The sequence below is a fragment of the Marinobacterium nitratireducens genome, from assembly GCF_014645375.1.
Lineage (GTDB): Bacteria > Pseudomonadota > Gammaproteobacteria > Pseudomonadales > Balneatricaceae > Marinobacterium_A > Marinobacterium_A nitratireducens.
This window is the reverse complement of record NZ_BMLT01000008.1, coordinates 59,927-83,575: the sequence shown is the minus strand read 5'-3', so window position 1 is coordinate 83,575 and position 23,649 is coordinate 59,927. Positions and strand designations below refer to the sequence as shown.

17 protein-coding genes and 4 tRNA genes are annotated in these 23,649 nt (G+C 61.8%); 4 read left to right on the top strand and 17 right to left on the bottom strand.

Annotated elements, in window-relative coordinates:
* Window positions 1-351: 351 nt before the first annotated feature.
* Window positions 352-1,887, bottom strand: coding sequence for a tetratricopeptide repeat protein (locus IEX85_RS15840; RefSeq protein ID WP_229721964.1), 1,536 nt, complete (start codon window positions 1,885-1,887; stop codon window positions 352-354).
* 550 nt (window positions 1,888-2,437) lie between these two features.
* Here IEX85_RS15840 and IEX85_RS15835 point away from each other — a divergent pair.
* On the top strand, window positions 2,438-3,361 hold the full coding sequence (locus IEX85_RS15835) for a histone deacetylase family protein (RefSeq protein WP_188861585.1): 924 nt from the start codon (window positions 2,438-2,440) through the stop codon (window positions 3,359-3,361).
* Window positions 3,362-3,533: 172 nt separating this feature from the next.
* Here the strand turns inward: IEX85_RS15835 and IEX85_RS15830 are convergent, their stop codons facing one another.
* The 7 genes from IEX85_RS15830 to IEX85_RS15800 form a co-directional block, all read right to left on the bottom strand.
* Window positions 3,534-4,835, bottom strand: a complete 1,302-nt coding sequence (locus IEX85_RS15830) for a sodium ion-translocating decarboxylase subunit beta (RefSeq protein WP_188861584.1) — start codon at window positions 4,833-4,835, stop codon at window positions 3,534-3,536.
* Window positions 4,836-4,847: 12 nt separating this feature from the next.
* Window positions 4,848-6,635 carry a sodium-extruding oxaloacetate decarboxylase subunit alpha gene (gene oadA / locus IEX85_RS15825; protein WP_188861583.1) on the bottom strand — a complete coding sequence of 596 codons (1,788 nt, stop codon included), beginning with the start codon at window positions 6,633-6,635 and terminating at the stop codon, window positions 4,848-4,850.
* A 55-nt stretch (window positions 6,636-6,690) separates the two neighbouring features.
* Window positions 6,691-6,945 (bottom strand): OadG family protein, encoded by a 255-nt coding sequence (locus IEX85_RS15820; RefSeq protein WP_188861582.1) that lies wholly within the window; start codon window positions 6,943-6,945, stop codon window positions 6,691-6,693.
* Window positions 6,946-7,319: 374 nt separating this feature from the next.
* The gene (gene thiI / locus IEX85_RS15815) at window positions 7,320-8,774 is read right to left on the bottom strand and encodes a tRNA uracil 4-sulfurtransferase ThiI (RefSeq protein ID WP_188861581.1); all 1,455 of its coding nucleotides are present in this window, start codon (window positions 8,772-8,774) and stop codon (window positions 7,320-7,322) included.
* Between the two features lie 124 nt (window positions 8,775-8,898).
* Window positions 8,899-10,419, bottom strand: coding sequence for a DUF6515 family protein (locus IEX85_RS15810; protein ID WP_188861580.1), 1,521 nt, complete (start codon window positions 10,417-10,419; stop codon window positions 8,899-8,901).
* Window positions 10,416-11,186: a DUF2092 domain-containing protein gene (locus IEX85_RS15805; RefSeq protein ID WP_188861579.1), complete on the bottom strand. Its 771-nt coding sequence runs from the start codon at window positions 11,184-11,186 to the stop codon at window positions 10,416-10,418. Before IEX85_RS15805 ends, IEX85_RS15810 begins: the two co-directional genes overlap by 4 nt.
* Before the next feature lie 80 nt (window positions 11,187-11,266).
* Entirely contained in the window at window positions 11,267-12,232 is a 966-nt protein-coding gene (locus tag IEX85_RS15800) for a hypothetical protein (RefSeq protein WP_229721963.1), read from the bottom strand.
* A 218-nt stretch (window positions 12,233-12,450) separates the two neighbouring features.
* On the opposite strand from IEX85_RS15800, the gene cls reads away from it, so the two are divergent.
* Entirely contained in the window at window positions 12,451-13,863 is a 1,413-nt protein-coding gene (cls, locus tag IEX85_RS15795; protein WP_229721962.1) for a cardiolipin synthase, read from the top strand.
* Between the two features lie 1,062 nt (window positions 13,864-14,925).
* Here cls and IEX85_RS15790 read toward each other — a convergent pair.
* The 8 genes from IEX85_RS15790 to IEX85_RS15755 all read right to left on the bottom strand — a co-directional run bounded on the left by IEX85_RS15790 (window position 14,926) and on the right by IEX85_RS15755 (window position 20,617).
* A tRNA-Arg gene (locus IEX85_RS15790) sits at window positions 14,926-15,002 on the bottom strand.
* Window positions 15,003-15,050: 48 nt separating this feature from the next.
* Window positions 15,051-15,127: transfer RNA gene (locus IEX85_RS15785), tRNA-Arg, on the bottom strand.
* Window positions 15,128-15,304: 177 nt separating this feature from the next.
* Window positions 15,305-15,381: transfer RNA gene (locus tag IEX85_RS15780), tRNA-Arg, on the bottom strand.
* Between the two features lie 10 nt (window positions 15,382-15,391).
* Window positions 15,392-15,480: transfer RNA gene (locus IEX85_RS15775), tRNA-Ser, on the bottom strand.
* A 60-nt stretch (window positions 15,481-15,540) separates the two neighbouring features.
* Window positions 15,541-15,732, bottom strand: a complete 192-nt coding sequence (csrA, locus tag IEX85_RS15770) for a carbon storage regulator CsrA (protein WP_188861577.1) — start codon at window positions 15,730-15,732, stop codon at window positions 15,541-15,543.
* A 217-nt stretch (window positions 15,733-15,949) separates the two neighbouring features.
* Window positions 15,950-17,185 (bottom strand): aspartate kinase, encoded by a 1,236-nt coding sequence (locus IEX85_RS15765; RefSeq protein WP_188861576.1) that lies wholly within the window; start codon window positions 17,183-17,185, stop codon window positions 15,950-15,952.
* Between the two features lie 219 nt (window positions 17,186-17,404).
* Window positions 17,405-20,002 carry an alanine--tRNA ligase gene (gene alaS / locus IEX85_RS15760; protein WP_188861737.1) on the bottom strand — a complete coding sequence of 866 codons (2,598 nt, stop codon included), beginning with the start codon at window positions 20,000-20,002 and terminating at the stop codon, window positions 17,405-17,407.
* Window positions 20,003-20,164: 162 nt separating this feature from the next.
* Complete coding sequence (locus tag IEX85_RS15755) at window positions 20,165-20,617, bottom strand: regulatory protein RecX (RefSeq protein ID WP_188861575.1); 453 nt, start codon at window positions 20,615-20,617, stop codon at window positions 20,165-20,167.
* 204 nt (window positions 20,618-20,821) lie between these two features.
* Here IEX85_RS15755 and IEX85_RS15750 point away from each other — a divergent pair, with 204 nt between their 5' ends.
* Both IEX85_RS15750 and IEX85_RS15745 read left to right on the top strand, forming a co-directional pair.
* A complete protein-coding gene (locus IEX85_RS15750) occupies window positions 20,822-21,385 on the top strand; it encodes a thioredoxin family protein (protein ID WP_188861574.1) in 564 nt (187 codons plus the stop codon).
* On the top strand, window positions 21,385-22,215 hold the full coding sequence (locus IEX85_RS15745) for an inositol monophosphatase family protein (RefSeq protein WP_229721961.1): 831 nt from the start codon (window positions 21,385-21,387) through the stop codon (window positions 22,213-22,215). Before IEX85_RS15750 ends, IEX85_RS15745 begins: the two co-directional genes overlap by 1 nt.
* A gap of 35 nt (window positions 22,216-22,250) precedes the next feature.
* Here the strand turns inward: IEX85_RS15745 and IEX85_RS15740 are convergent, their stop codons facing one another.
* Window positions 22,251-23,249 (bottom strand): calcium/sodium antiporter, encoded by a 999-nt coding sequence (locus IEX85_RS15740; protein ID WP_188861573.1) that lies wholly within the window; start codon window positions 23,247-23,249, stop codon window positions 22,251-22,253.
* Window positions 23,250-23,649: the final 400 nt, after the last annotated feature.

Genomic DNA, 23,649 nt, shown 5'->3' with positions numbered 1-23,649 from the left:
GCAATCACCCGGTCGCGACGAACGGGTAAGCGGGCACACGAAACCATGATGACGGCGCCCCTTTCTCAAGCGTAGCGGTCAGGCGGAATTTATGCGAACCGCCGGGATCCGTAAGAGCTGTTGAAAACCTCGGGATAAATTCGGCACCGGAACAGGCCCCGGGTGTTTACGCGCCGGATTTGCACTGCCCGGGCCGAAATGTTGTACAGCTATTGCAACGCCCGCGCGGGCGGCCTTTACAGCCATCTGTGCGGCGGTTATACCAAGGATACTCACAATCTTGCTCAGGGTTTCTGTGAATGAAATCCACCGTTCTCAACAGAGATGTTATCCACAGGCGGTTTTTCACAGCTATCCCAGCAGCGGCGCCAGGCATCCTCCCGGCAATGCCGCCAGAGGTTGATGGCGCAGCGCCAGCAGCTGCCGCTGCCGGCTCAGGGCCGGCTCCTGCAGCGGCAGCTGCGATGTCAGGCGCAGGTAACGGTCGAACATGCGCAGGCGCTCCTTGCGCTTGTTCTCGCTGTCCCGTGCAAGCTCGAGGTACAACTGCGCCAGATTCAGCAGCGCAAAGGGGTTGGCGGGATCGTATTCGATCGCCAGGCCAAAGTAGCGAAACGCCTGCGACGTCTTGGACGCCATGTAGTGCTTGACCCCCAGCCGGTTGACCTTTTCGCTCATGGCGCTGTCTCGTTTGCCGGGGTTCGCAGGCTCCGGCGGGGCCGGTGGGGCCGGTGGGGCCGGCTCCAGCATCGGTACCGGGTCTGCGCTTAGCAGCAAACCTTCGCGCTTCAGATCGAGCGGCGTCTCGAGCTGACTGTTGATGTGCTCCGCCTCGCGCTCACAGCGCTCTGCACCGGACTCGTCTCCTTTGTCCCGCAGCAGCTGGCCGCGCAACAGCGCCGACTGGATCTTGCAGCGTTCGTCGCGGGGAAAATTGAACGACGCCTGATTCAGCGCCCGGTCAAAAGCTTCCTGCAGAGCCCCACGCTGCCGCTCGTCGGCATCCTGCAGCGCCAGGCGATGGACGTTGGCGAGCCTGAGATAAGGTTCCGGCGAGCGGTAAACACTGCGCTGGCCCAGCTGGATCGATTTGCGATAGGCGCCTTCCGCCGTATCGAGGCTGCGGGTCTGGGTAGCGACGCGACCAAGCGCCATCTGCCTGGGGATACCGAGCGGGCTGCGGGCAGTTGCCTCCTGCAGCACGTCCCGCGCGACGTCCACTTCCCCCAGGCGCTCATGCAATGTTGCCAGCAGGTCGTAAGCCGCGATCAGCAGCGGATACTGGGCCACCAGACCCTGCAGCACTTCGATCGCATCCCGCACCCGGCTCAGCCCTGCCAGCGCCTCGGCCAGATGGAATCCGGCCTCCTTGTCCTGACTTTGCCAGAAACGATTCTCGAACAGCGCTTTCGCCTCGTCATAGCGCCCGGCTTTTATCAGCAGCCGCCCCCGCACCTGCTGCACCGTCTCGTACAGGGGATCCTGCCGGCTCACCAGATCACGGCACAGCGCGATCGCGGTCTCCAGATCGCCGGCCTCCACAGCGGTATCGACCGGACGCAGCAGATCCTTGCGCCTGACCAGCGTATCGAGCCGGTACTTCAGATCCTCGATGGTAAAGGGTTTGGTCAGCAGCATATCGGGATGGCTGTCGATGGCATGCAGCACGAGCTCCTGACTGGCGTCACTGGTCATGAACACCCAACAGGCACTGGCCTTGATAAAGCCCCGGTAGCGGGCTTCCTCGAGAATCTGGACGCCGGTCAGCACATCGCTGCCATTGTGGCCGAGCAGCAGGATGTCGAAGTTGCCCTCGGCGATCAGCTGCAATACCCGGTCATTGACACCGACAGCCCGAATATTGTCGACACCCAGTTGCCGCAGCATGTGAACGATCGCGGATCGAACATGACCACTGCTGTCGATGAGCAAGACCTGCTTGTCTGAATAGTCGATCCGTCTGGTTGCCACCGGCTGATTGATCCCAGATTGCTTGGCGAGATCCCGAGAGTATAAAAGGCGGCGAGTCTGGAGGAAACGCGAAAGACCGTACAGGCGCCGCTCGCACGCATCCATGCGCCCGCGGCATGACCGCCAAGGACGGCGGGAGGCTGCCCTGCGGGAATATCATCAAACCTTAGAGACACCGTCATTCCCGCGAACGCGGGAATCCATAAACACCGGGAACTGCTGGATCCCCGCTGGCGCGGGAATGACGACAAAAAAAACGCCGAATGCAGGGTGATACATTCGGCGCTGAATACAGTTCTATGCTGTCAGAGGGATAGTAGCCCGCGACCGGCCAAGGCTAAATGACCTGGATCAATTAAAGCGAACGGTCGCGAAACAGCAGCACCGGGATACCTTAGACTAGCGGTAATCGGTGTCGCGATCCGATACACTGCCGCGCAGACAATAACGAAAAGAGTTGCCGAAGATGACCACCGCCTATATTTCGCACCAGGACTGCACCCTGCATAACATGGGGCCGGAGCATCCGGAAAGTCCCATCAGGCTGGCCGCGATCGGCCGGGTACTCGAACGTACCGGTCTGATTCAGCAGCTCGATAGGCACGAAGCGGTTGCCGCCACGCCGGAGCAGATTCAGCTGGCGCACGCCAAGCTCCACCAGGCCCGTCTGATCCGCATGCAGCCCAGCGAAGGCGTTGTTTACACCGACGACGATACCGCTCTGTGCCCCGATTCGCTGCATGCTGCAACGCTGGCCGCCGGCGCCACCATACTCGCCGCCAACCGGGTGATCGGCGGCAGCAACGAAAACGCCTTCTGCGCCGTGCGCCCACCCGGTCACCATGCCGAGTACGATCTGCCGATGGGCTTCTGCTTTTTCAACAACGTCGCTATCGGCGCGCTGCACGCGCTGCAACAGCCGGGCATCGGGCGGGTGGCGATCCTCGATTTCGACGTGCACCACTGCAACGGCACCGTCGATATCTTCAAGGACAGACCCGAAGTGCTGGTCTGCTCCACCTTCCAGCACCCTTACTACCCCGAGCGCTATTTCGATATCCGGCGCGACCATATCGTCAACTGCCCGCTGCCGGCCTTCAGCGCCGCGACGCTGTTTCGCAGCGCCCTCGAGGAACGCTGGCTGCCGGCGCTCGAGGCGCACAAGCCGGACATCATCTTCATATCCGCCGGCTTCGACGCCCACGCCGAAGACCCGATGGCCGACCTGCAGCTGTCCGAGGAAGACTACCGCTGGGCGACCAGCCTGATCATGGATGCCGCCCGGCGCTACAGCAAGGGCCGCATCGTGTCGGTGCTCGAGGGCGGCTACAACCCGGTGGCGCTGGCGTTTTCGGTGCAGGCGCATCTGGAGGTGTTGGCGGGGTATTGAAGGTTACGGGTTACGGGTTACGGGTTACGGGTTACGGGTTACGGGTTACGGGTTACGGGAAAATAATGACACGTCACCTGTCACGCGTAACCCGACAACGCAAAAAAGGGCCCGAAGGCCCTTTTTGTTGGTGACGCGTCACGCGTAACTGGTCACGCGTAACGCTTAACCATCAACCGACGAACTTGATCATCACACCCGCCGCTACGGCCGAGCCGATAACGCCGGCGACGTTCGGGCCCATGGCGTGCATCAGCAGGAAGTTCTGGGCGTTGGCTTCCAGACCCAGCTTGTTCGACACACGTGCCGCCATCGGCACTGCCGACACGCCGGCGGAGCCGATCAGCGGGTTGATGGAATCCCCACCGGCCATCTTGTTCATCACCTTGGCCATCAGCACACCGCAGGCGGTACCGATACCGAAGGCCACGATACCCAGCAGCAGAATGCCCAGCGTCTGGAAATCCAGGAACTTGTCGGCGGACAGCTTGGAGCCGACCGACAGGCCCAGGAAGATGGTGACGATGTTGATCAGCGCGTTCTGGGCGGTATCGCTCAGACGATCGACGACGCCACACTCGCGCATCAGGTTACCGAAGCAGAACATGCCCAGCAGCGGTGCGGCATCCGGCAGCAGCAACGCGACCAGAATCAGCAGCACGATCGGGAACAGAACCTTCTCGGTCTTGGACACGTGACGCAGCTGGCTCATCTTGATCTTGCGCTCGGCCTCGGTGGTGAGGGCGCGCATGATCGGCGGCTGAATCAGCGGCACCAGCGCCATGTAGGAGTAGGCTGCAACCGCGATCGCACCCAGCAGCTGGGGCGCCAGCAGGCTGGTCACATAGATCGCCGTCGGACCGTCGGCGCCGCCGATGATGCCGATGGCCGCCGCATCCTGGATGCTGAAGTCCATCAATCCGAGCATCGTCAACGCGACCGCGCCGAGCACGGTGGCGAAGATGCCGAACTGCGCCGCGGCGCCGAGGAACAGCGTCTTCGGGTTGGCCAGCAGCGGACCGAAGTCGGTCATGGCGCCGACGCCCATGAAGATCAGCAAGGGCGCGACTCCCGAGGCGATCGCCACCAGGTAGAAGTTGTACAGCATGCCGTTGCTGTAACCGGCATCCTGCGCCGCCAGGGATGCCGCCGCATGCACGGTCGCGTTGGATCCGTGATAGGCATGCAGGATGTCGTGGGGGTCGCTGCTGCCGATATTCAGCACCGATGCCAGTGACTGCAGCACTTCAGGCTTGGCGAAATGAACCGCGTTCTCGACCGCAGAGTAGGCCAGTCCCGCTTCCGGGATGTTGGCCATGATGCCGCCGAAACCGATCGGCACCAGCAGCAGCGGCTCGAAATTCTTGCGAATCGCGAGGAACAACAGCCCCAGGCCAATCAGGATCATGAAGAACTGCCCGGCGGAGATATTGTAGATCCCCGACGCGGTCAGCAGTGTCAAAAGCTTTTCCATGGCGAGCCTCGCTTATGCCAGCGTCAGGAGGGAGTCGCCCACCTGGACGGCATCGCCTTCCTTGACGTCGACGGTTACCACGGTACCGGCGCGGGCGGCGCGGACTTCGGTTTCCATCTTCATCGCCTCGAGGATCACCAGCACATCACCTTCCTGCACGGCCTGGCCGGCGCTGACCTGTACCTTCCAGATATTGCCGGCCAGCGGTGCCGGCACTTCCTCGCCCTCGCCCGCCGGCGCTGCAGCAGGAGCGGCGGTGGCAGCCGGTGCCGCCGGCGTGATGGCGGAGACGTCGCCACCCTCGGTGACCTGAACCACGTAGTTCTGGCCATTGACGGTGATGGTGTAGACTTCCGGGCCGGTTTTCTTCGGTGCTGCCATGGTCTGAGCGTCCTCTAAAGTCGGTACAGGTTCGAATGCGTCGGGGTTGCCGCGATTTTCCAGGAATTTAAGGCCGATCTGCGGGAACAGAGCGTAGGTCAGAACGTCGTCGATCTCGTCGCCGCCGCTGGCGAGCCTGATGCCCTTCTCCTGGGCCTGCTTGCGCAGCTCCGCGGTCAGCCTGTCGAGTTCGGGTTCGAGCAGGTCCGCCGGACGGCAGGTGATCGCTTCGCCGCCTTCCAGTACACGTGCCTGAAGTTCGGCATTGTAGGGTGCCGGCGCCGCGCCATACTCGCCCTTGAGAATCGCCTGAACTTCCTTGGAGATACTCTTGTAGCGCTCGCCCATCAGCACGTTGATAACCGCCTGGGTACCAACGATCTGCGACGTCGGGGTCACCAGCGGGATCAGACCCAGGTCCTCGCGCACACGCGGAATTTCGGCCAGCACCTCGTCGAACTTGTCGGCGGCGCCCTGCTCCTTCAGCTGGTTCTCCATGTTGGTCAGCATGCCGCCCGGAACCTGAGCGATCAGGATGCGGGAATCGGTTCCGCGCAGTGAACCTTCGAACCGTGCGTACTTCTTGCGCACGGCACGGAAGTAAGCGGCAATCTCTTCCAGCAGCTCCAGCCGCAGACCGGTATCGCGGTCGGTGCCGGCAAGGGCCGCAACGACGGTTTCGGTCGCGGTGTGACCGTAGGTCATGGACATCGACGAGATGGAGGTATCGACCCGGTCGATTCCGGCTTCGATCGCCTTCAGCAGCGTCATGTCGGCAAGGCCCGAGGTGGCGTGGGACTGCAGCTGCACCTCGAGATCGGTCTGGCTCTTGAGACGCGATACCAGATCGAAGGCGTCATAGGGCGTCAGAATACCGGACATATCCTTGATGCAGATGGATTCTGCACCCATGTCTTCGAGCGTCTTGGCGTAATCCACCCAGTTGTCGATGGTGTGCACCGGGCTGGTGGTATAGGAGATGGTGCCCTGGGCGTGCTTGCCGGTTTCCTTGACCGCCTTGATCGCAGCCTGCAGATTGCGAGGGTCGTTCATGGCGTCGAAGATGCGGAAGACGTCGACGCCGTTGGTCGCGGCGCGTTCCACGAACTTGGCCACAACATCGTCGGCGTAGTGACGGTAACCGAGCAGGTTCTGACCGCGCAGCAGCATCTGCTGGCGGGTATTCGGCATCGCTTTCTTGAGTTCGCGGATACGCTCCCAGGGATCTTCGCCGATAAAGCGGATGCAGGAATCGAAAGTGGCGCCACCCCAGCTTTCCAGCGACCAGTAACCGACCTGGTCGAGTTTCTCGGCAATCGGCAGCATATCGTCGAGGCGCATGCGTGTGGCCAGCAGCGACTGGTGGCCGTCACGCAGCACTACGTCGGTAATGCCTAGAGGTTTTTTAGCGTCGGACATGTTCAAGGGCCTTTATATCGAGTGAATGCAGATATTCTTGTCGTTTCCGCTGCAATCAACGGGACCGGTACTTGTGCACCGCAGCACTGATCACGGCGACCAGCTCGTCATTAGTGGCCGCGGCGGAGCCGGTGCCCGCCGACGGTTTGGCCGCTTTGCGGGCAGACGGTTTAGGTTCCGGCGCCGGCTGATATTTCACCACCAGCTTGGACATCAGGCTCGTGGCGAATACCAGCAGCGTCAGGAAAACGAACACGAACCCCATGCCAAACACCATGAGAGAAACGCCTTCCGAGAGCAGGTTTTCCATTCGAGTGCTCCTTCTATGCCTGTCGAGACGAGGGTATTTGCCGGCGTTTCGCGGCAATTTCCCGAAAAACCGGGGGTATCAGTCAGCAACAGGCCTTTCAGTCAGGTCAGATGCAACCGCATCAAACCACGTAATACGCGAACGTATAGTAAACAAAAGCCGAAAAACAGGGGAGGTTACTGTCGACAATAGAATTTATGGACAGCATTTAGAAGAGCTTATACCTGATTATAGTAGGATTAATACCAGGCATTATAAGAGGGGTGATCGATTGCGCCTGCCGCAGGACCGGGAACCTTCCCCGCAGTCCTCCTTGTGCACCGCAAAAGACATCTTCGCTCCGAAGCACGGCCCCGGAGCGATACATCCGCGCGTCAGCCGGCTTCCGGGCGGAAAACCTTAACGTTGCCGTAACCTTTTTCCTGCAGGTGATGCGCCTGCATCTGGCTCATCACGCCTTTCTCGCAGTACAGCAGGTATTCCTTGTCGCTGTCGAAGTTCTCGGCTGCGGCGTCGAGCTTGAAAAACGGAATGCAGAGCACTTCGCAGCCCGGCATGTTGAGGGGCTTCCTTTCCTGCTCATGGCCGGCGCGAATGTCGACAATCACCTGGTTGTCGGCCACCCGGGTCAGCGCTTCGACGGTAGCGTGGGCGTTGACGTCTTCGACGATATCGTCGATGGAGATTACCTGGGCCTTTTTCAGCGCCTGCTCGAGCACCTCGAAGTCGAAGTTTTCCTCCTCCTCCAGCACCCTTTCGAGCTTGGCCCGGGTTGTGGGTCTGTCCGAGATCACGCCGCAGTACTCCGGCATGTTCTTGGCGAAGTCGAAGGTGCCGATCTGCTGCGACAGATCGACGATCTCCTGCTTGTCCATGGTCACCAGCGGCCGGATGACCAGCTTGTTGGTGACCCGGTCGATGATCGCCAGGTTCGGCAGCGTCTGGCTGGAGACCTGGGCAATACTCTCGCCGGTCACCAGCGCATCGATTTTCATGAAATCGGCGACCCGTTCGGCGGAGCGCAGCATCATGCGCTTGAGAATGACGCCCATATGGGAGTGATGCACGCTCTGCAGGATCTCGCCGACCACTTCCTCGAAGGGCACGGTGATGAACTTCACCCGGGCGCTGGAGCCATACTTCTGCCACAGATACAGCGCCACCTGCTTGACACCGATCTCGTGAGCATGGCCGCCGAGATTGAAGAACACGAAGTGGGTCTTGCAGCCGCGCCGCATCGACATATAGGAGGCGACCACCGAGTCGAAACCGCCGGAGATCAACGACAGTACCGGTTCCTGGGTGCCAAGCGGAAAACCGCCGAGGCCGGCGTGGCGCTCGGTGACGATGAAGAGCTTGTCCTGCTGCACCTCGAGATCGACGTAGACGTCCGGGTTGCGCACATCGACACCCGCCGCCTCCGTGTGCTGGTTGAGACCGCCGCCGATATAGCGTTCCATGTCCACCGAGGTGAAGTCGTGTTTGCCGCTGCGCTTGACCCGAACCTTGAAGGTCTTGCCCCTTATGACATCGGCATAGGCGTCGCGCGTGCGCTCGTAGGCATCGTGGAAATCGACCAGAGGAAATTCCCGCACCTCGAGGAAGGCCTGGATGCCCGGCGTACGGCTGAGTACCGAGACCACCTCGTCCCGCAGCGCGTCGCTGCTGCAATGCACGTCGACCCTATCCCAGGTGGATCTGACCTTGATGCCATCATCGACACGGCGCAGCATGACGTCCAGGTTGGTGCTCAGGCGCTGGATCAGGCGCTTGCGTACCGGACGGCTCTTGATGGTGATTTCGGGAAACAGCTTGACGATAAATTTCATGCGAACAACCAGCAACGGGACGGGACAGTGGAAGGGGCCATATTATACCCTACCGGCGCCCCGATTGGGCGCCGGCGCGGGGAGGCCGTCGCTTGACGTGCTCCCCCTGCCGACGAACCGCCGGTCAGCCGCCGGCCACCACGTAGACTTCGCTGTCGCCGGCGATATAGGGGCGGTAAAGCGTCGGACCGAGCTGATAGTAATCGATGCCGTTGACCGTGATGATCTCGTAGCCGTCCGGCAGGTAGGGCACCTCGGTACCCTCGGCCGGCTCGGCCACGACATAGTTGTCGGCCTGATCGTCGTAGACGAAAAATGCTCCCTGGAAATAGCAGTAACCGGGGTCGTCCGGATTCGGGCTGAATACGATGGTGCAGTCGACTGGCGGCGCCTCCACAGCCGCACCGACCGGCGCCGGCGCCACCACGTAGCCCTGGCCGCTCGGAGCCGGCTCGTAGAAGGCGCCGCCATAGTATTGATACTCCGTGTTCTGGTAGGGCACCACCACCGTGCCTTCGGGCGGCGAAGCCACCGCCGCCCCGATGGCAAAGCCGACCGCGCCGCCGAACAAGCCCCAGAACCAGTCGTCGTCATCATCGTTTTCCCAGCGGTCGTAGTGGCCCCAGTAATGATGATCGTCGTAGATATCGTCCCACAGGTCCCGGCGCTCGTGCGCCATGTCCCTGATAAAGTCCTGACGGTCCTCCTGACGTTCCTCGAGAAAGTCGCGGCGATTCTCGCGAATATCCTCCAGCGCCTCGCGCCGCTCCTCACGGATATCCTCGCGGTTGTCGGCAAACTTCTTGCGGTTGTCGGCAATATTCTCGCGCCGTTCCTCCCTGCGCTTCTCACGCTCTTCGCGCCGCTCCTCCCGATTGTCCTGGCGATCCTCCAGCTTGTCGGCCAGATTCCCGCGATCATCACCCTGCTGGTTGCCCGGACGGTTTTCCAGACGGTCGGCAAGGCTCCCGCGATCGCCGCCCTGCTGATTGCCAGGACGGTTCTCCAGACGGTCGGCCAGGCTCCCGCGATCGCCGCCCTGCTGGTTGCCCGGACGGTTCTCCAGACGGTCGGCCAGGCTTGCGCGGTCACCGCCCTGCTGATTGCCCGGACGGTTTTGCAAACGGTCCGCCAGCTGCTGCCGACGATCCTCGTTCGCCTGCCGGTTCTGCGGGCGACTGTCACGCCGTTCGGCGAGTGCCTGTTTGCGTTCAGGGCTGATCTTCGCCGGCTTGTGCGCGGCCAGCTTCTTGCCGAGCTCCTGCCGGTTCTTGGTATTGGGACTGCGCTCGATCTGCCGGGTCTTGCGTACGTCGCGTTTCTTTTCCCGGGCCGCGAGTTTCTTGCCGATCTCGGAGTTGCTGCGGTCGACCTTTTTGCGTTGCGGCGCTTTGCTGGCCTTCTTCACCGAACCCTTGCGAGCGCTCGCGGCCTTGGGTTTGCGGTCGATCTTGCTGCGCTTGGCCTTGGCATGCCCCGCCCTGTCGGCACCGACACGGTCGCGTAGCGCGGCTTCGGCCTGGCCTGCGACCGGCACCAGGGGGTTGCCGCCGGGACCGGCCCCGACGAACAGCATCGCGGCCAGGGCCGCCTTCATGGCGATATTCAGGCTCCGGCGCCGGATCGAGGGTCTGTCGATATTCATTGTTCGGCCTCCTCCGGGTCGGTTGCAGCGGCACGGAACGGCACCTCACGGTCTCCGTCCGAAGGCTCGAAGCGGAAAATGTCGTCGGCGATGTTCGGTGCAAAGTTCCAGTTGGAGAACAGCGCCCTGTACTGCGGCGTGCCGAGCTCCCGGCTGTAGGCGATCACCACCTTGCGAATGCTGGGTACCTCGTCGTTGGCGACCCACATCTGCACATCGACCGCATCGGTCGTCAGCAGCAGGTGGTGGTACCTGTCGCCGCCGAGAAAGTGCAGGCCGCCGTACGTGGCGGTGCGCAGATGATCGGCGATACCGGCGCAGGGATGACTGTAGAACATATCGCTCAACGGCATCTCGATTCCGCTGTTGAGGACCATATCCAGGGTGGCGTCGAGGCTGTCCGGGGCATCGATACGGGTGTAATAACCGCTGCCGGGCCGGTACAGTGTGACCTGTTCGCCATCGTAATAGACCGAACGTCGGCCCTGGTCTCCCTCGACCTCGATGCGCAGATGATTGGGACGATTCAGAGCGACAACGTCCTGGCGATGGTACTCGACGCGGGCACCGTCGGTGGTAATTTCATCGAAGCCGATATCGACCTGAACACTGAAGCTCTGCGCATCCCTCAGCCAGGCGCAGGCATCGAGCAGCACCGCCTCGGCGGCGCTGTCGATCACGACCTGTCCCTCGGGTATGTCCGGCGCTGCCTGCAGCGGTGTAGAAGCGACGGCCAGCGCGGCCATCGCGGTCAGTCGAAGCATCATTCTGACCTCCTGGGATCATCCGGTGAATGGATGTGCGGCGCCATTGATACGACCGGCGGGCAGTAAGTACTCATTATATCTCAGGGACGGAACTCGAGACCGAGGCTGAGGTAGGGGCTGCTGTCGAGTTCGAATTCCGGCTCGTGGACACTGTCATTGCTGATACTGAGCCCCTGCAGGCCACCGACACCGGCTTCGACTCGTCCCCAGAGGTTGCCGCCGAGGCGCCGGCCAGCACTCAGCCCGAAGTCCCAGGCATCGAGTTCGAACGACAGATCGTTCTGGTCATCCTGCAGCGACCAGCTGGTACCGGATGGCGATATCCCCAGGCGCACGAAGGCATCGCCGGACGGCGCCCAGCTAATGCCGGGCCAGGGCATCACCGCGCTCAGCAGCCACTGTTCGGAAATGGCCCAGGATGCGCCCATGTAGGGCAACACCATGTCATCACCGGGACCCACATCGGCAAAGAAGCCGGCGGCCCACCAGAGCCGGTCGTTCTGGACATAGCGCGCAAAGGCGCCTCCCATGTACTCCCACTCCCAGGAAGCGCCGTCGAGACTGGCCTTGTGCCCCAGCGGCATGACGAAGCCTGTCAGTTGCCACGCGGGCGAAGCCTGACGCAGCCAGCCGACAGGAATTCCCACTGCATGAACATCGAAAGATTTTCGACCGGCGCTGCGCGCCTCGAACCGGGAGCGGCTCAGATACTCGCCCACAAACAAGGCATCCCGATCACCGACCAGAAAAGGCACTCCGGCTGCCTGGGAGATGGACGAATGGTCATAGCTGAGTTCGCGACCATTCCGCAGGCTCAGGTCGATGTTGTCGTAGTGCGTTGCCTCGATAAAGGCGATCGGCGGGAAAGGCGCATTCGAGATACTGCGCTGAAACTCGATATCGCTCTGTTCGAAAGCCAGAACCCAGTCTTCGATCACAGAACCCGGTGCCGGAGTGCTCAGGGCCGCCAGCGACACCGCTACCAGTCCCGCGCCCGAACCCATGCACAGCCGGTGCCAGTGCCCGGACATTCTCAGTTTCCGCAAATTATCTTTCCTCCCTGCCGCCAACCGTGCAGCTCAGATGAGAATAGTCGAATTGCATGGCAACCGCCTGCAGGCAGGCATGCGGGCCAGGCCAGCGATTCGGGTCAGCGACTACACTGAAGGGGCTCTATAACCCGGGGCGAACGAAACCCGGCACCTGTACGCCGCCTGCGCGGCGAAAAAGAATGGAATACCGGTTGAGGATAAGGAAAAGTCGCATGATCGCCGCCTTAGTCACGCTGTTCTACCTGGCCGGCCTATTCAGCGCCATCGACTCTATCATGACCACGCGCACCGCCCAGGGCGCCATCGCCTGGTCCATCTCACTGGTCTCGATTCCGTTTGTCGCGGTACCTGCCTACTGGGTCTTGGGTCGCAGCAAATTTTCGGGCATGGTCGAAGCCTACGAGCAGAACAAGGACGAAATCGACGGCCTGCTGGCCGAGTTCGCCAAGGGACTCGAACCCTGGAAGATCGAGGTGCAGAGCCGCAAAGGCATGCACCGGGCGATACGTCAGCTGTCCCGCACCGAACTGACCGGTGGCAACAGCGCGCAGCTGCTGATCGACGGCGATGCGACCTTCGACAGCATAGTGGCGGGCATTGCCGATGCCAGGGATTACATCCTGATTCAGTTCTACATGATCCACGACGACGGACTCGGCAGACGTATCCAGCAGGCGCTGATCGAACGGGCGAGCGCCGGCGTGCGCGTGCATCTGCTGTATGACGAAGTCGGCAGCAAGGGCCTGCCGGAGCGCTACCTGGAGGCACTCAGGTCCGCCGGCGTCGAGGTCAGTTCTTTCAAACCCACTCAGGGGCAGAAAAACCGCTTTCAGCTCAATTTCCGCAATCATCGCAAGATGGTCGTTGTCGACGGGCGCAGCGCCTGGGTCGGGGGCCATAATATCGGCGACGAATACCTGGGGCGGGACCCCGAGTTCAGTCCCTGGCGCGATACCCACGTCAAACTGCGAGGTCCGGTCGTGCAACAACTGCAGGCCGTACTGCTCGCGGACTGGTACTGGGCGACAAGACGCATTCCCAGGTTGAACTGGGAACCGGCAGCCGCACCGGACGACAATCTCCAGGCGATGATCATCGCCTCGTCGCCATCCCAGCGTCTCGAAACCGCCGGACTGATGTTCGTGGCTGCCCTGCAGTCGGCGCAGGAGCGCATCTGGCTCTCGGCTCCCTACTTCGTGCCCGACGAAGCCATACTCAAGGCACTGGAACTGGCAGCCCTCAGAGGCGTCGATGTGCGTATCATCACCACCGGCAAGGCGGACAGCCTGCCGGTGTTCCTGGCAGCCTTCCATTATATGGATCACCTGAAAGGCCTGGGGATCCGCTTTTATGCCTACACGCCGGGTTTCCTGCACGAGAAGGTAATGCTGATCGATGACGAAATATCGACCATCGGCACCGCCAACTTCGACAACAGGTCCTTTCGTCTGAATTTCGAAGTCACGGCACTGATCAGAGACCCTGCATTCGCCGCACAGATGGCACGCATGTTCGAAGCCGACTTCGCCCACTCGGAACTCATCGACCCTGAGGCAGTGACGCAGAAACCCTTCTGGTGGCGCCTGGCGGTGAACCTCTCGCGGCTTGCTGCACCGGTACTCTAGCGCCGCAGATGCAAAGACGGGGTTCGAAGGGCATTCGCTGACGCGGTGTCGGGCAGGTTGGGTGAAGTGGCGCAGCCACGTAACCGCCAGGGACGACGGGAATACTTGAACTGCAGGAGCAATCTCAAGTGAACCCAACAGCTTTTCGTGCCAGCCGATACCCATCGATCTGGAATGCGATCGATATGACGGGGTTCGTGATGTGGCGTCGGGTAGGTTGGGTGAAGTGGCGCAGCCACATAACCGTCAGGGACGACGGGAATACTTGAACTGCAGGAGCAATTTCAAGTGAACCCAACAGCTTTTCGTGCCAGACGATAGCCATCGATCTGTAATGCGATCGATATGACGGGGTTCGCGATGCCCGAAGATCAGGGTAACGTTAGAATTCCTGCGGATGCATCGCTCAGCCCGTCCTACGTTACCGGTGCTTACAGATGTGGGAAAACGAGGAATTTAACCGCTTCGTTATGCAAGCTTATCAGGCTTCTTTCAGAAGTGGCGCGCCCGGCACGATTCGAACGTGCGACCGCCTGGTAGCGCCTGCGGCTGTCAAAGCCCAGGTACTCTATCCAGCTGAGCCACGGGTTCATACAGGCTCGGGAATGTGACAGCCGATACTCATCGATCTGTAATGCGATCGATATGACGGGGTTCGTGATGCCCGAAGATCAGGGTAACGTTAGAATTCCTGCGGATGCATCGCTCAGCCCATCCTACATGTTCGAATAGATGGGTGGATGCTGTGGAAGCTTTACTGCCTTCTTTAAAGGATGTGACGCGCCCGGCACGATTCGAACGTGCGACCGCCTGGTAGCGCCTGCGGCTGTCAAAGCCCAGGTACTCTATCCAGCTGAGCCACGGGTTCATACAGGCTCGGGAATGTGCCAGCCGATACCCATCGATCTGTAAGGCGATCGATATGACGGGGTTCGCGATGCCCGAAGATCAGGGTAACGTTAGAATTCCTGCGGATGCATCGCTCAGCCCATCCTACATGTTCGAATAGATGGGTGGATGCTGTGGAAGCTGTGGAAGCTTTACTGCCTTCTTTAAAAGAAGTGGCGCGCCCGGCACGATTCGAACGTGCGACCGCCTGGTTCGTAGCCAGGTACTCTATCCAGCTGAGCTACGGGCGCGTATCAGGTATGAGGACTATTCAGGAAAGTTGACCACTTCTTTCTAAGTGGCGCGCCCGGCACGATTCGAACGTGCGACCGCCTGGTTCGTAGCCAGGTACTCTATCCAGCTGAGCTACGGGCGCTTCCTGATTCCCCTGGGGGATTGTTGTCTGGTCTTTTTCCGCTTCGGTGACCGCCTGGATCCCCGGAGCTTCAAAGTCATTTTCCAAAGTTGCGAGTCTGGAAGGTTTAAACCTTCGACCGCCTGGTACCGCGGAGCTCATGAGAGCCCAGGTACTCTATCCGCTTCTTCTCAGAAGTGGCGCGCCCGGCACGATTCGAACGTGCGACCGCCTGGTTCGTAGCCAGGTACTCTATCCAGCTGAGCTACGGGCGCCTTCAGAAAATGGCGGTGAGAGAGGGATTCGAACCCTCGATACCCAGGAGGTATACACCCTTAGCAGGGGTGCGCCTTCAGCCACTCGGCCATCTCACCGCGACAACGGGGCGTACTATATAGGACTGATTTTAAAAAGAAAAGGGGAAATTAAACTTTTTATTCCTGCTCCGGGTTATCGCCGGATTTCTCGCGCTGGATGCGCTGATAAATCTCTTCGCGATGCACGGAGACATCCTTCGGTGCATTGACACCGATGCGGACCTGGTTCCCCTTGACGCCCAGCACGGTAACGGTGACGTCGTCGCCGACCATCAGGGTTTCACCCACACGACGGGTTAGAATCAACATCTGTCGGATCTCCTTAAGCTTTCCTGGTACTGCAGGCCCGTGGATCGTCGGCCAGCCGCTTTTCTCAGAACCTTCCGCCGGTTCCATACCCCCATGGCTCCACAGCCTGACGGAAAGTTCGGGACCCCCTGCCCAGTGGGGAGCCCTTATGGCTCCCCTCTTGCATAATCCGGGTCGGTTGAGGCTGAATTAACTATAGCCTACTTCAACGACGTCACTATTCGCTGACGGTATCGGCCTTGTCGAGCTCGAATGCGGAGTGCAGACCGCGCACGGCAAGCTCAAGATACTTCTCGGCGATGACTACCGAAACCTTGATTTCGGACGTCGATATCATCTGGATATTGATATTGTCCTGCGCCAGGGCATCGAACATCTTGCTGGCGACACCGGCGTGTGAACGCATGCCGACGCCCACGATCGAGACCTTGGCAATCTTGTTGTCACCCAGCACCTCGCGCGCGCCAAGCTCGGTGCAAACCTGCCTCAGAATATCCTGCGCCTTGACGAAGTCGTTGCGGTGCACGGTAAAGGTGAAGTCGGTGGTGCGATCGTCGGCGATGTTCTGCACGATCATGTCGACTTCGATGTTGGCGCGACTGATCGGACCGAGAATGCGGGAGGCGACACCGGGAATATCGGGAACGCCCATAACGGTCAGTTTCGCTTCGTCGCGGTTGAAAGCGATACCGGAGATAACTGGTTTTTCCACTGTATCCTCATCCTCTATGGTAATCAGGGTGCCAGGGCCGTCCTGGAAACTGTGCAGCACGCGCAGCGGCACTTTGTACTTGCCGGCGAACTCCACCGAGCGGATCTGCAACACCTTCGAGCCAAGGCTGGCCATTTCCAGCATTTCCTCGAAGGTAATCTTGTCGAGACGGGTCGCGTCTTCAACCACCCGCGGGTCGGTGGTGTAGACACCGTCGACGTCGGTATAAATCTGACATTCGTCGGCTTTCAGCGCCGCCGCCAGCGCCACGCCGGTGGTATCGGATCCGCCACGCCCCAGGGTGGTGATGTTGCCGTGATCATCGACGCCCTGGAAGCCGGCGACCACGACCACGCGGCCCGCCGCCAGGTCACGGCGCATGCCTTCGACCTCGATATCCTGAATTCGCGCCTTGGTGTGGGCGCTGTCGGTCAGGATTTTCACCTGACTGCCGGTGTAGGAACGGGCGCTGACGCCGCGTTTTTCCAGCGCCATACAAAGCAGCGCGATGGTAACCTGCTCGCCGGTCGAGACCAGCACGTCCAGCTCACGCGGACTCGGCGTCTCCTGAATGGCGTTGGCCAGGCCGATCAGGCGGTTGGTTTCACCGCTCATGGCCGAGACCACCACCACCAGATCGTGCCCTTCGTCACGGAAGCGCTTGACCTTGTCAGCGACCATTTCGATTCGTTCTACGGTACCAACGGACGTCCCGCCGTATTTCTGTACGAATAGAGCCATTTTTCCTCAGTTCCTTGTAAAGGCCCCGCAGCGGACGGACATCAAGTCGCCTTCGGCGCCTATGATGGGTTACCCGACAAGCCGCTCCTGCGTTTTCGGGATTCCCGCCATCCCTGGCGGTTACGCCGCCATCACACACGAGTGCCAATCGGCAGGATATACCGACGTGGCGGCTAACCCATCCTACGTTTCTGTTGTCTGTAAACTGTTAACTGGCTTTTAGAGTGCCGCCTCGAGCAGTGACGGCACCGCTTCCAGCGCCGCCGGCAGGGCAGCCACGTCGCTGCCACCGCCCTGCGCCATATCCGGGCGACCGCCGCCCTTGCCGCCGACCCTGGCGGACAGCTCGCGAATCAGGTCTCCGGCCTTGACGCGGCCGGTCAGATCCTTGGTGACGCCCGCGGCCAGACTGACCTTGTCGTCCTGCGCCACGGCCAGCACCACCACGCCACTGCCGAGTTTGTTCTTGAGCTGATCGAGGGTGTCGCGCAGCGCCTTGGGCTCGACACCCTCGAGCTTCTCGACCAGCACCTTGACGCCCTTGATCTCGACTGCCTTGCCGACCAGTTCGCCGCCCTGCAGACTGGCCAGTTTGCCCTTGAGCTGCTCCAGTTCCTTTTCCAGCTGACGATTGCGCTCGGCCATGCCGCGGACCTTGTCGGTCAGGTTATCGCGGCTGCCGCGGGTCAGGCTGGCAATCTCGCTGCAGGTGCTCTCGAGATGACCGACGTAGGCTTCGGCGCCGGTGCCGGTCACTGCTTCGATACGGCGCACGCCCGAGGCGATACCGCTCTCTGCAACGACCTTGAGCATGCCGATGTCACCGGTGCGCTTGACGTGAGTGCCGCCGCAGAGCTCGGTGGAGAAGTTGTCGGAGCCCATCGACAGTACCCGCACCTGCTGGTCGTACTTCTCGCCGAACAGCGCCATCGCGCCCTTCTCCTTGGCCGCCTCGATGTCCATGACCTCGGTCTCGACCGCGCTGTTGGCGCGGATCTGGTCATTGACCATCTGCTCGACTTCGCGGATCTGCTCCGGCGTCATCGCTTCGAAATGGGTGAAGTCGAAGCGCAGGCGCTCGGGGTTAACCAGCGAGCCCTTCTGCAGCACGTGTTCGCCGAGCACGCGACGCAGCGCCTCGTGCAGCAGGTGGGTGGCGGAGTGGTTCAGCGCGGTGGCCTGACGGCGCTTGCGATCGACCTCGGTGGCCACCTTGTCGCCAACCTTCAGCACGCCCTCACGGACGCTGCCGTGATGCAGATGATTCTTGCCTTCCTTGGTGCAGTCGGCCACGGCGAACTCACCGCGATCCCAGCGCAGTACGCCGCTATCGCCGACCTGGCCACCGGACTCGCCGTAGAACGGCGTCTTGGAGAGCACCACGATGCCGGACTCGCCGGCGGACAGCTGGTTGACCGCCTCGCCGTCGCGGAACAGCGCCACCACGGAGGCGCTGTCCTCGAGCAGCTCGTAGCCGCTGAAAGCGGTCTCGCCCTCGAGGTCCAGCTTGTCGTTGTAGTCGACCGAGAAGGCGCCGGTGGCGCGGGCACGCTCGCGCTGCTCCGCCATCGCCTGCTCGAAGCCGTCCATGTCGACGCCAAAGCCATGCTCGCGCGCCACGTCGGCGGTCAGGTCGACCGGGAATCCGTAGGTATCGTAGAGACGGAACAGGGTCTCGCCCGGAATGACCTTGCCGTCGAGTTCGTCGATCGCCTGCTGCAGCAGGCGCATGCCGTTATCCAGGGTGCGGGCGAACTGCTGCTCTTCTTTCAGCAGCACGCGCTCCACCTGATCCTGCTGCTTCGCCAGCTCCGGATAAGCCTCGCCCATCTCCGCCACCAGCGCCGCGACCAGCTTGTGGAAGAACGGCTCGCGCGCGCCGAGTTTGTTGCCGTGACGGATGGCACGGCGGATGATGCGGCGCAGCACGTAGCCGCGTCCTTCGTTGGACGGCAGCACGCCATCGGTAATAAGGAAGGAGCAGGACCGGATATGGTCGGCAATGACGCGCAGCGACTTGCTGTTCAGATCGTCGGTGCCGACAGCGGCGGCGGCGGCCTTGAGCAGGTTCTGGAACAGATCGATCTCGTAGTTGCTGTGCACGCCCTGCAGCACCGCGGCGATACGCTCGAGCCCCATACCGGTATCCACGGACGGGCGCGGCAGCGGCGTCATCTCGCCGTCGGCGGAGCGGTTGTACTGCATGAAGACCACGTTCCAGATCTCGATGTAGCGGTCGCCGTCCTCGTCCGGGCTGCCCGGAGGACCACCGGCCACTTCGGGGCCGTGATCGAAGAAGATTTCGGTACAGGGACCGCAGGGACCGGTGTCGCCCATGGCCCAGAAGTTGTCCTCGTCGAGTCTGGAGAAACGCTCCGGATCGACGCCGATATCCTCCTTCCAGATGCGCTCGGCTTCATCATCGCTGTGATGCACGGTGACCCAGAGGCGTTCCTTCGGCAGTTGGAAAACTTCGGTCAGCAGCGTCCAGGCAAAACGGATCGCCTCCGGCTTGAAGTAATCGCCGAAGCTGAAGTTGCCCAGCATCTCGAAGAAGGTATGGTGGCGCGCGGTATAGCCGACGTTTTCCAGGTCGTTGTGCTTGCCGCCGGCGCGCACGCAGCGCTGTGCGGTCGTGGCGCGACTGTAGTCGCGCTTGTCGTCACCGAGAAACACATCCTTGAACTGCACCATGCCCGCGTTGGTGAACAGCAGGGTCGGGTCGTTCGCGGGAATCAGCGGGCTCGTGGGCACGACTTCATGGCCCTGCTGTTTGAAGTAATCCAGGAAAGCCTGGCGAATCTCGGCACTCGTCATGTATTTCATTAGCACGAACCGTTACGGGTGGTTGGTTGCTCGACTGGAAATCCGGCCCGACTGTGAAAACCGGGCGAAAAAAGGCGAGATAGTATAGAACACGGGCGTTTATTGTACGACCTTTTTTCCGATTTCGGGCCGCCCGGACTGGACATTGCCCGCTCAGTCGTCCTCGTCCGCTTCGAGCGCGTAGCGCGCCTGATCGGGACTGTAGCCGCGCCCTGTGAGGTAACGCATGCGCTTGGCCCAGGTCTGGCGGTCATCCCGTGCCACAGGCGCGAAGCGCCGGCGGGCCAGATCCCGGGCCTGCGCGAACCAGTCCACAGGCTCTTCGTCCAGCGCCTGCTGCCAGAGATCGCTGCCGATACCCTTGCGCCCCAGATCCGCGCGTATCCGCATCGGACCGAATCCCTGGCCGGCCTTGCTGCGCAGATAACTGGCGGCAAAACGGGCATCGCTGAGATAGCCGTCCGCCTCCAGCGCATCCAGCGCCTGTTCCAACAGCACCTCATCGCAGCGCGCGCCCAGCTTCTGCCGCAGCTCCTGGCGACTTTGCTCGCGCCGGGCCAGCAGCCGGATGGCCGCATTCCTGATCTCTGCCAGCGTTTCCAGCATCGCGATATCCCCGACAAATCGCGCCATGTTACTAGGGGCTGTCGATGTTTGTGAATATATCCTGCCGGTGGCAGCTTTCGCACAGCGCGCATACATGACCTCCTGAAAGGAAAGACGACGCCGGCTGCCAGCCCTCCCGCCACCAGCTGCTACTATTCCAGCATGCCTGCGGACATTGTTCCGATTTCGACAAAGGAGAGACGGATGGCTGTTACCCCCTCGACCATGATGCCCCTTGGCACCCGGGCGCCCGACTTCGAACTGCTCAACGTCTGCAACGGCCAGCCGTTGTCGCTGGAGGATGGCGCCGGCGCGGCGGGCACGCTGGTGATCTTCATCTGCAACCACTGCCCGTTCGTGCGCCATATCGAAGACGCCCTGATCGAGTTTGCCTGGGACTACCAGCCCCGCGGTATCAACGTCATCGCCATCTCGGCCAACGACGTCGACAGCCACCCGCAGGACAGCCCTGAGCTGATGCAGGACAGAGCCTCCGCCAAGGGCTACCCCTTCCCCTACCTTTACGACGAAACCCAGGCGGTCGCCCGGGCCTACGATGCCGCCTGCACTCCCGACCTCTATCTGTTCGACGCCCAGCTCAAATGCGTCTATCGCGGCCAGTTCGACGACACCCGCCCCGGTAGCAAACAAGCCGCCACAGGGGCGGACCTGCGCCATGCCTGTGACGCCCTTTTCGCCGGCGATCCCATCGACCCGGATCAGAAGCCGAGTAGCGGCTGCAACATCAAGTGGAAGTCGAAGGCCTGATGCAAGCGCCCGAAAAACTGCTGACGGCGGTGGTGGCCCTGGCGCGGGACACGGGACGCTACCAGCTTGGCGAGTTCCGCCGCATGCCGCCGGGCAGCGGCGAGCACAAGGGCCCCCGCGACCTGGTGTCACGGGTCGATATCGAAAGCGAGCGCCGGTTGATCGAAGGTCTGAAGCGACTGCAGCCGGATGCCGGCATCTTCGGAGAGGAAAGCGGTCGCGAGGGGGACCAGCGCCGCTGCTGGGTGATCGACCCGATCGACGGCACCAGCAACTACCTCTCGGGACTGGATCAGTTCTCGATCTCCATCGCCCTTCTCGAGCAGGGCCAGCCGGTGCTCGGCGTCGTCTACCGGCCGGCCTCGGACGAGGTCTTCAGCGCCATCCGGGGCCAGGGGCTGCAGCACGACGGCCGCCCGGCAACACCACTGCCCGCCGGACTGCAGCTTGCCGATGCCCTGCTGGGCACCGGTTTCCCCTACCGTTCGCCGGACCAGGCCCGGGCTTTTTTCGCCTGCGCAGAAGACGTGCTGTACCGCTGTCGCGGCATTCGCCGCTTCGGTTCTGCGGCACTGGACCTCGCCTATCTGGCCTGCGGCTATCTGCAGGGGTTCTGGGAAACCGACCTGCAGCCCTACGACGTTGCCGCGGCGCTGCTGCTGCTCGAGGAAGCCGGACACAGGGTCAGCAACGGGGACGGAGAGCCCTACCGCATGGGCGAGGACCGGCTGATCGTCGCCGCCCCCGCGGGTGTGCACGACGAGCTGTTACCGATTGTCGCCCGCCACTATTCGCCCGGCGAACCGGATGGGTGGCGCAACAACGCTTAGACGTCGCCCCTGCCCGTTTGCCGGGCCGCGAATGATCAGCCGCCCGCGGACGAAATCACGGTCGTACCGAGATACCCCATATAGCCAACATAGGCGGCCAGCAGAACGGCGCCCTCGAAGCGATTGATGCGGCCCTGCCGCCCCTTGCGGAAGCTGTAACCCATGACGAACAGCGCCAGCGTCAGCGCCATCATCACCGCCCAGTCCCTGTAAAGAATGACCGGCTCCACCTCCAGCGGATGGATCGACGCGGCGATACCGACCACGGCCAGGGTATTGAAGAGGTTGGAGCCCAGCACGTTGCCCAGCGCCAGGTCGTGCTCGTTCTTGCGCACGGCGGCTATCGACGATGCCAGCTCCGGCAGCGACGTGCCGATGGCCACAATCGTCAGACCGATCACCAGATCGCTGACGCCAAGGCTCTGGGCAATCGACACCGCCCCCCAGACCAGCACGCGGGAGCTGACGATCAGCAGCACCAGGCCGAACAGCAGCCAGAAAACCGCCTTGCCCAGCGGCATCGGGTGGCTCTCGAACTCGGCCTCGGTTTCGGCTTCGAGCTCCGCGAGCATCACGTCGTTGCGCTGACGCAGGCCGCCGTGTATCTGCCAGCCGAAAACCGCGAAGAACACCAGCAGCAGCAGAAAGCCGTCGAGCCGGCTCAGCGCACCGTCCAGAAGCTGAACCGCGGCGAACAGGGTTATCGCGGCGAGCAGCGGCAACTCCTTGCGCAGAATGCCCGACTTCACCGCGATCGGACTCATCACCGCGACCAGACCGAGAATCAGCGCAATATTGGCGATATTCGAACCGTAGCCGTTACCGAGCGCCAGTCCAGGGTTGCCGTCCAGTGCGGCCAGGGCCGAGACCACCATCTCCGGCGCCGAGGTACCGAAACCGATGATCACCATGCCGATCAGCAGGGTCGGCATGCCGAAGTGTCTGGCGGTGGCGGCAGCACCGTCAACGAAGCGGTCTGCGCTCCAGACCAGCAAAGCCAGGCCTGCAACCAGCGCGAGCAAAGGCAGCGTCATGGGCGCACCTCCGCAAAAATGCAGGCTATGGAAGTCGACGTTCGCGCAGTGGGCGAAAGCAAGAGGTATTGGCAGCTTGGCATGGGATTATTCGGGGCCGGCACCGACACGGAGACGCACCGAAAGCGCCGGCCCTGTGGCGATCGGTTCGTCTCAGGTCTCATCAATCCGGAATCGGACACGGCCGCCACGGACCTGTGGGTCCGGAGGTTGTTGACGACCATCCTGGCGGGCGCCAGGAGACTACTCCCCTAAGTGGAGTGAAGCATAGCAAGGATAAAGAACGGAATGAAGCGGTGGTGATCGGTGAGCCTCGCGAACCGCACCATCAGGCAATACCGGCGTGCGGCTGATGGCTCCCCGCTTACGCGGGAATGACGGCATAAAAAAGCCCGGCTCG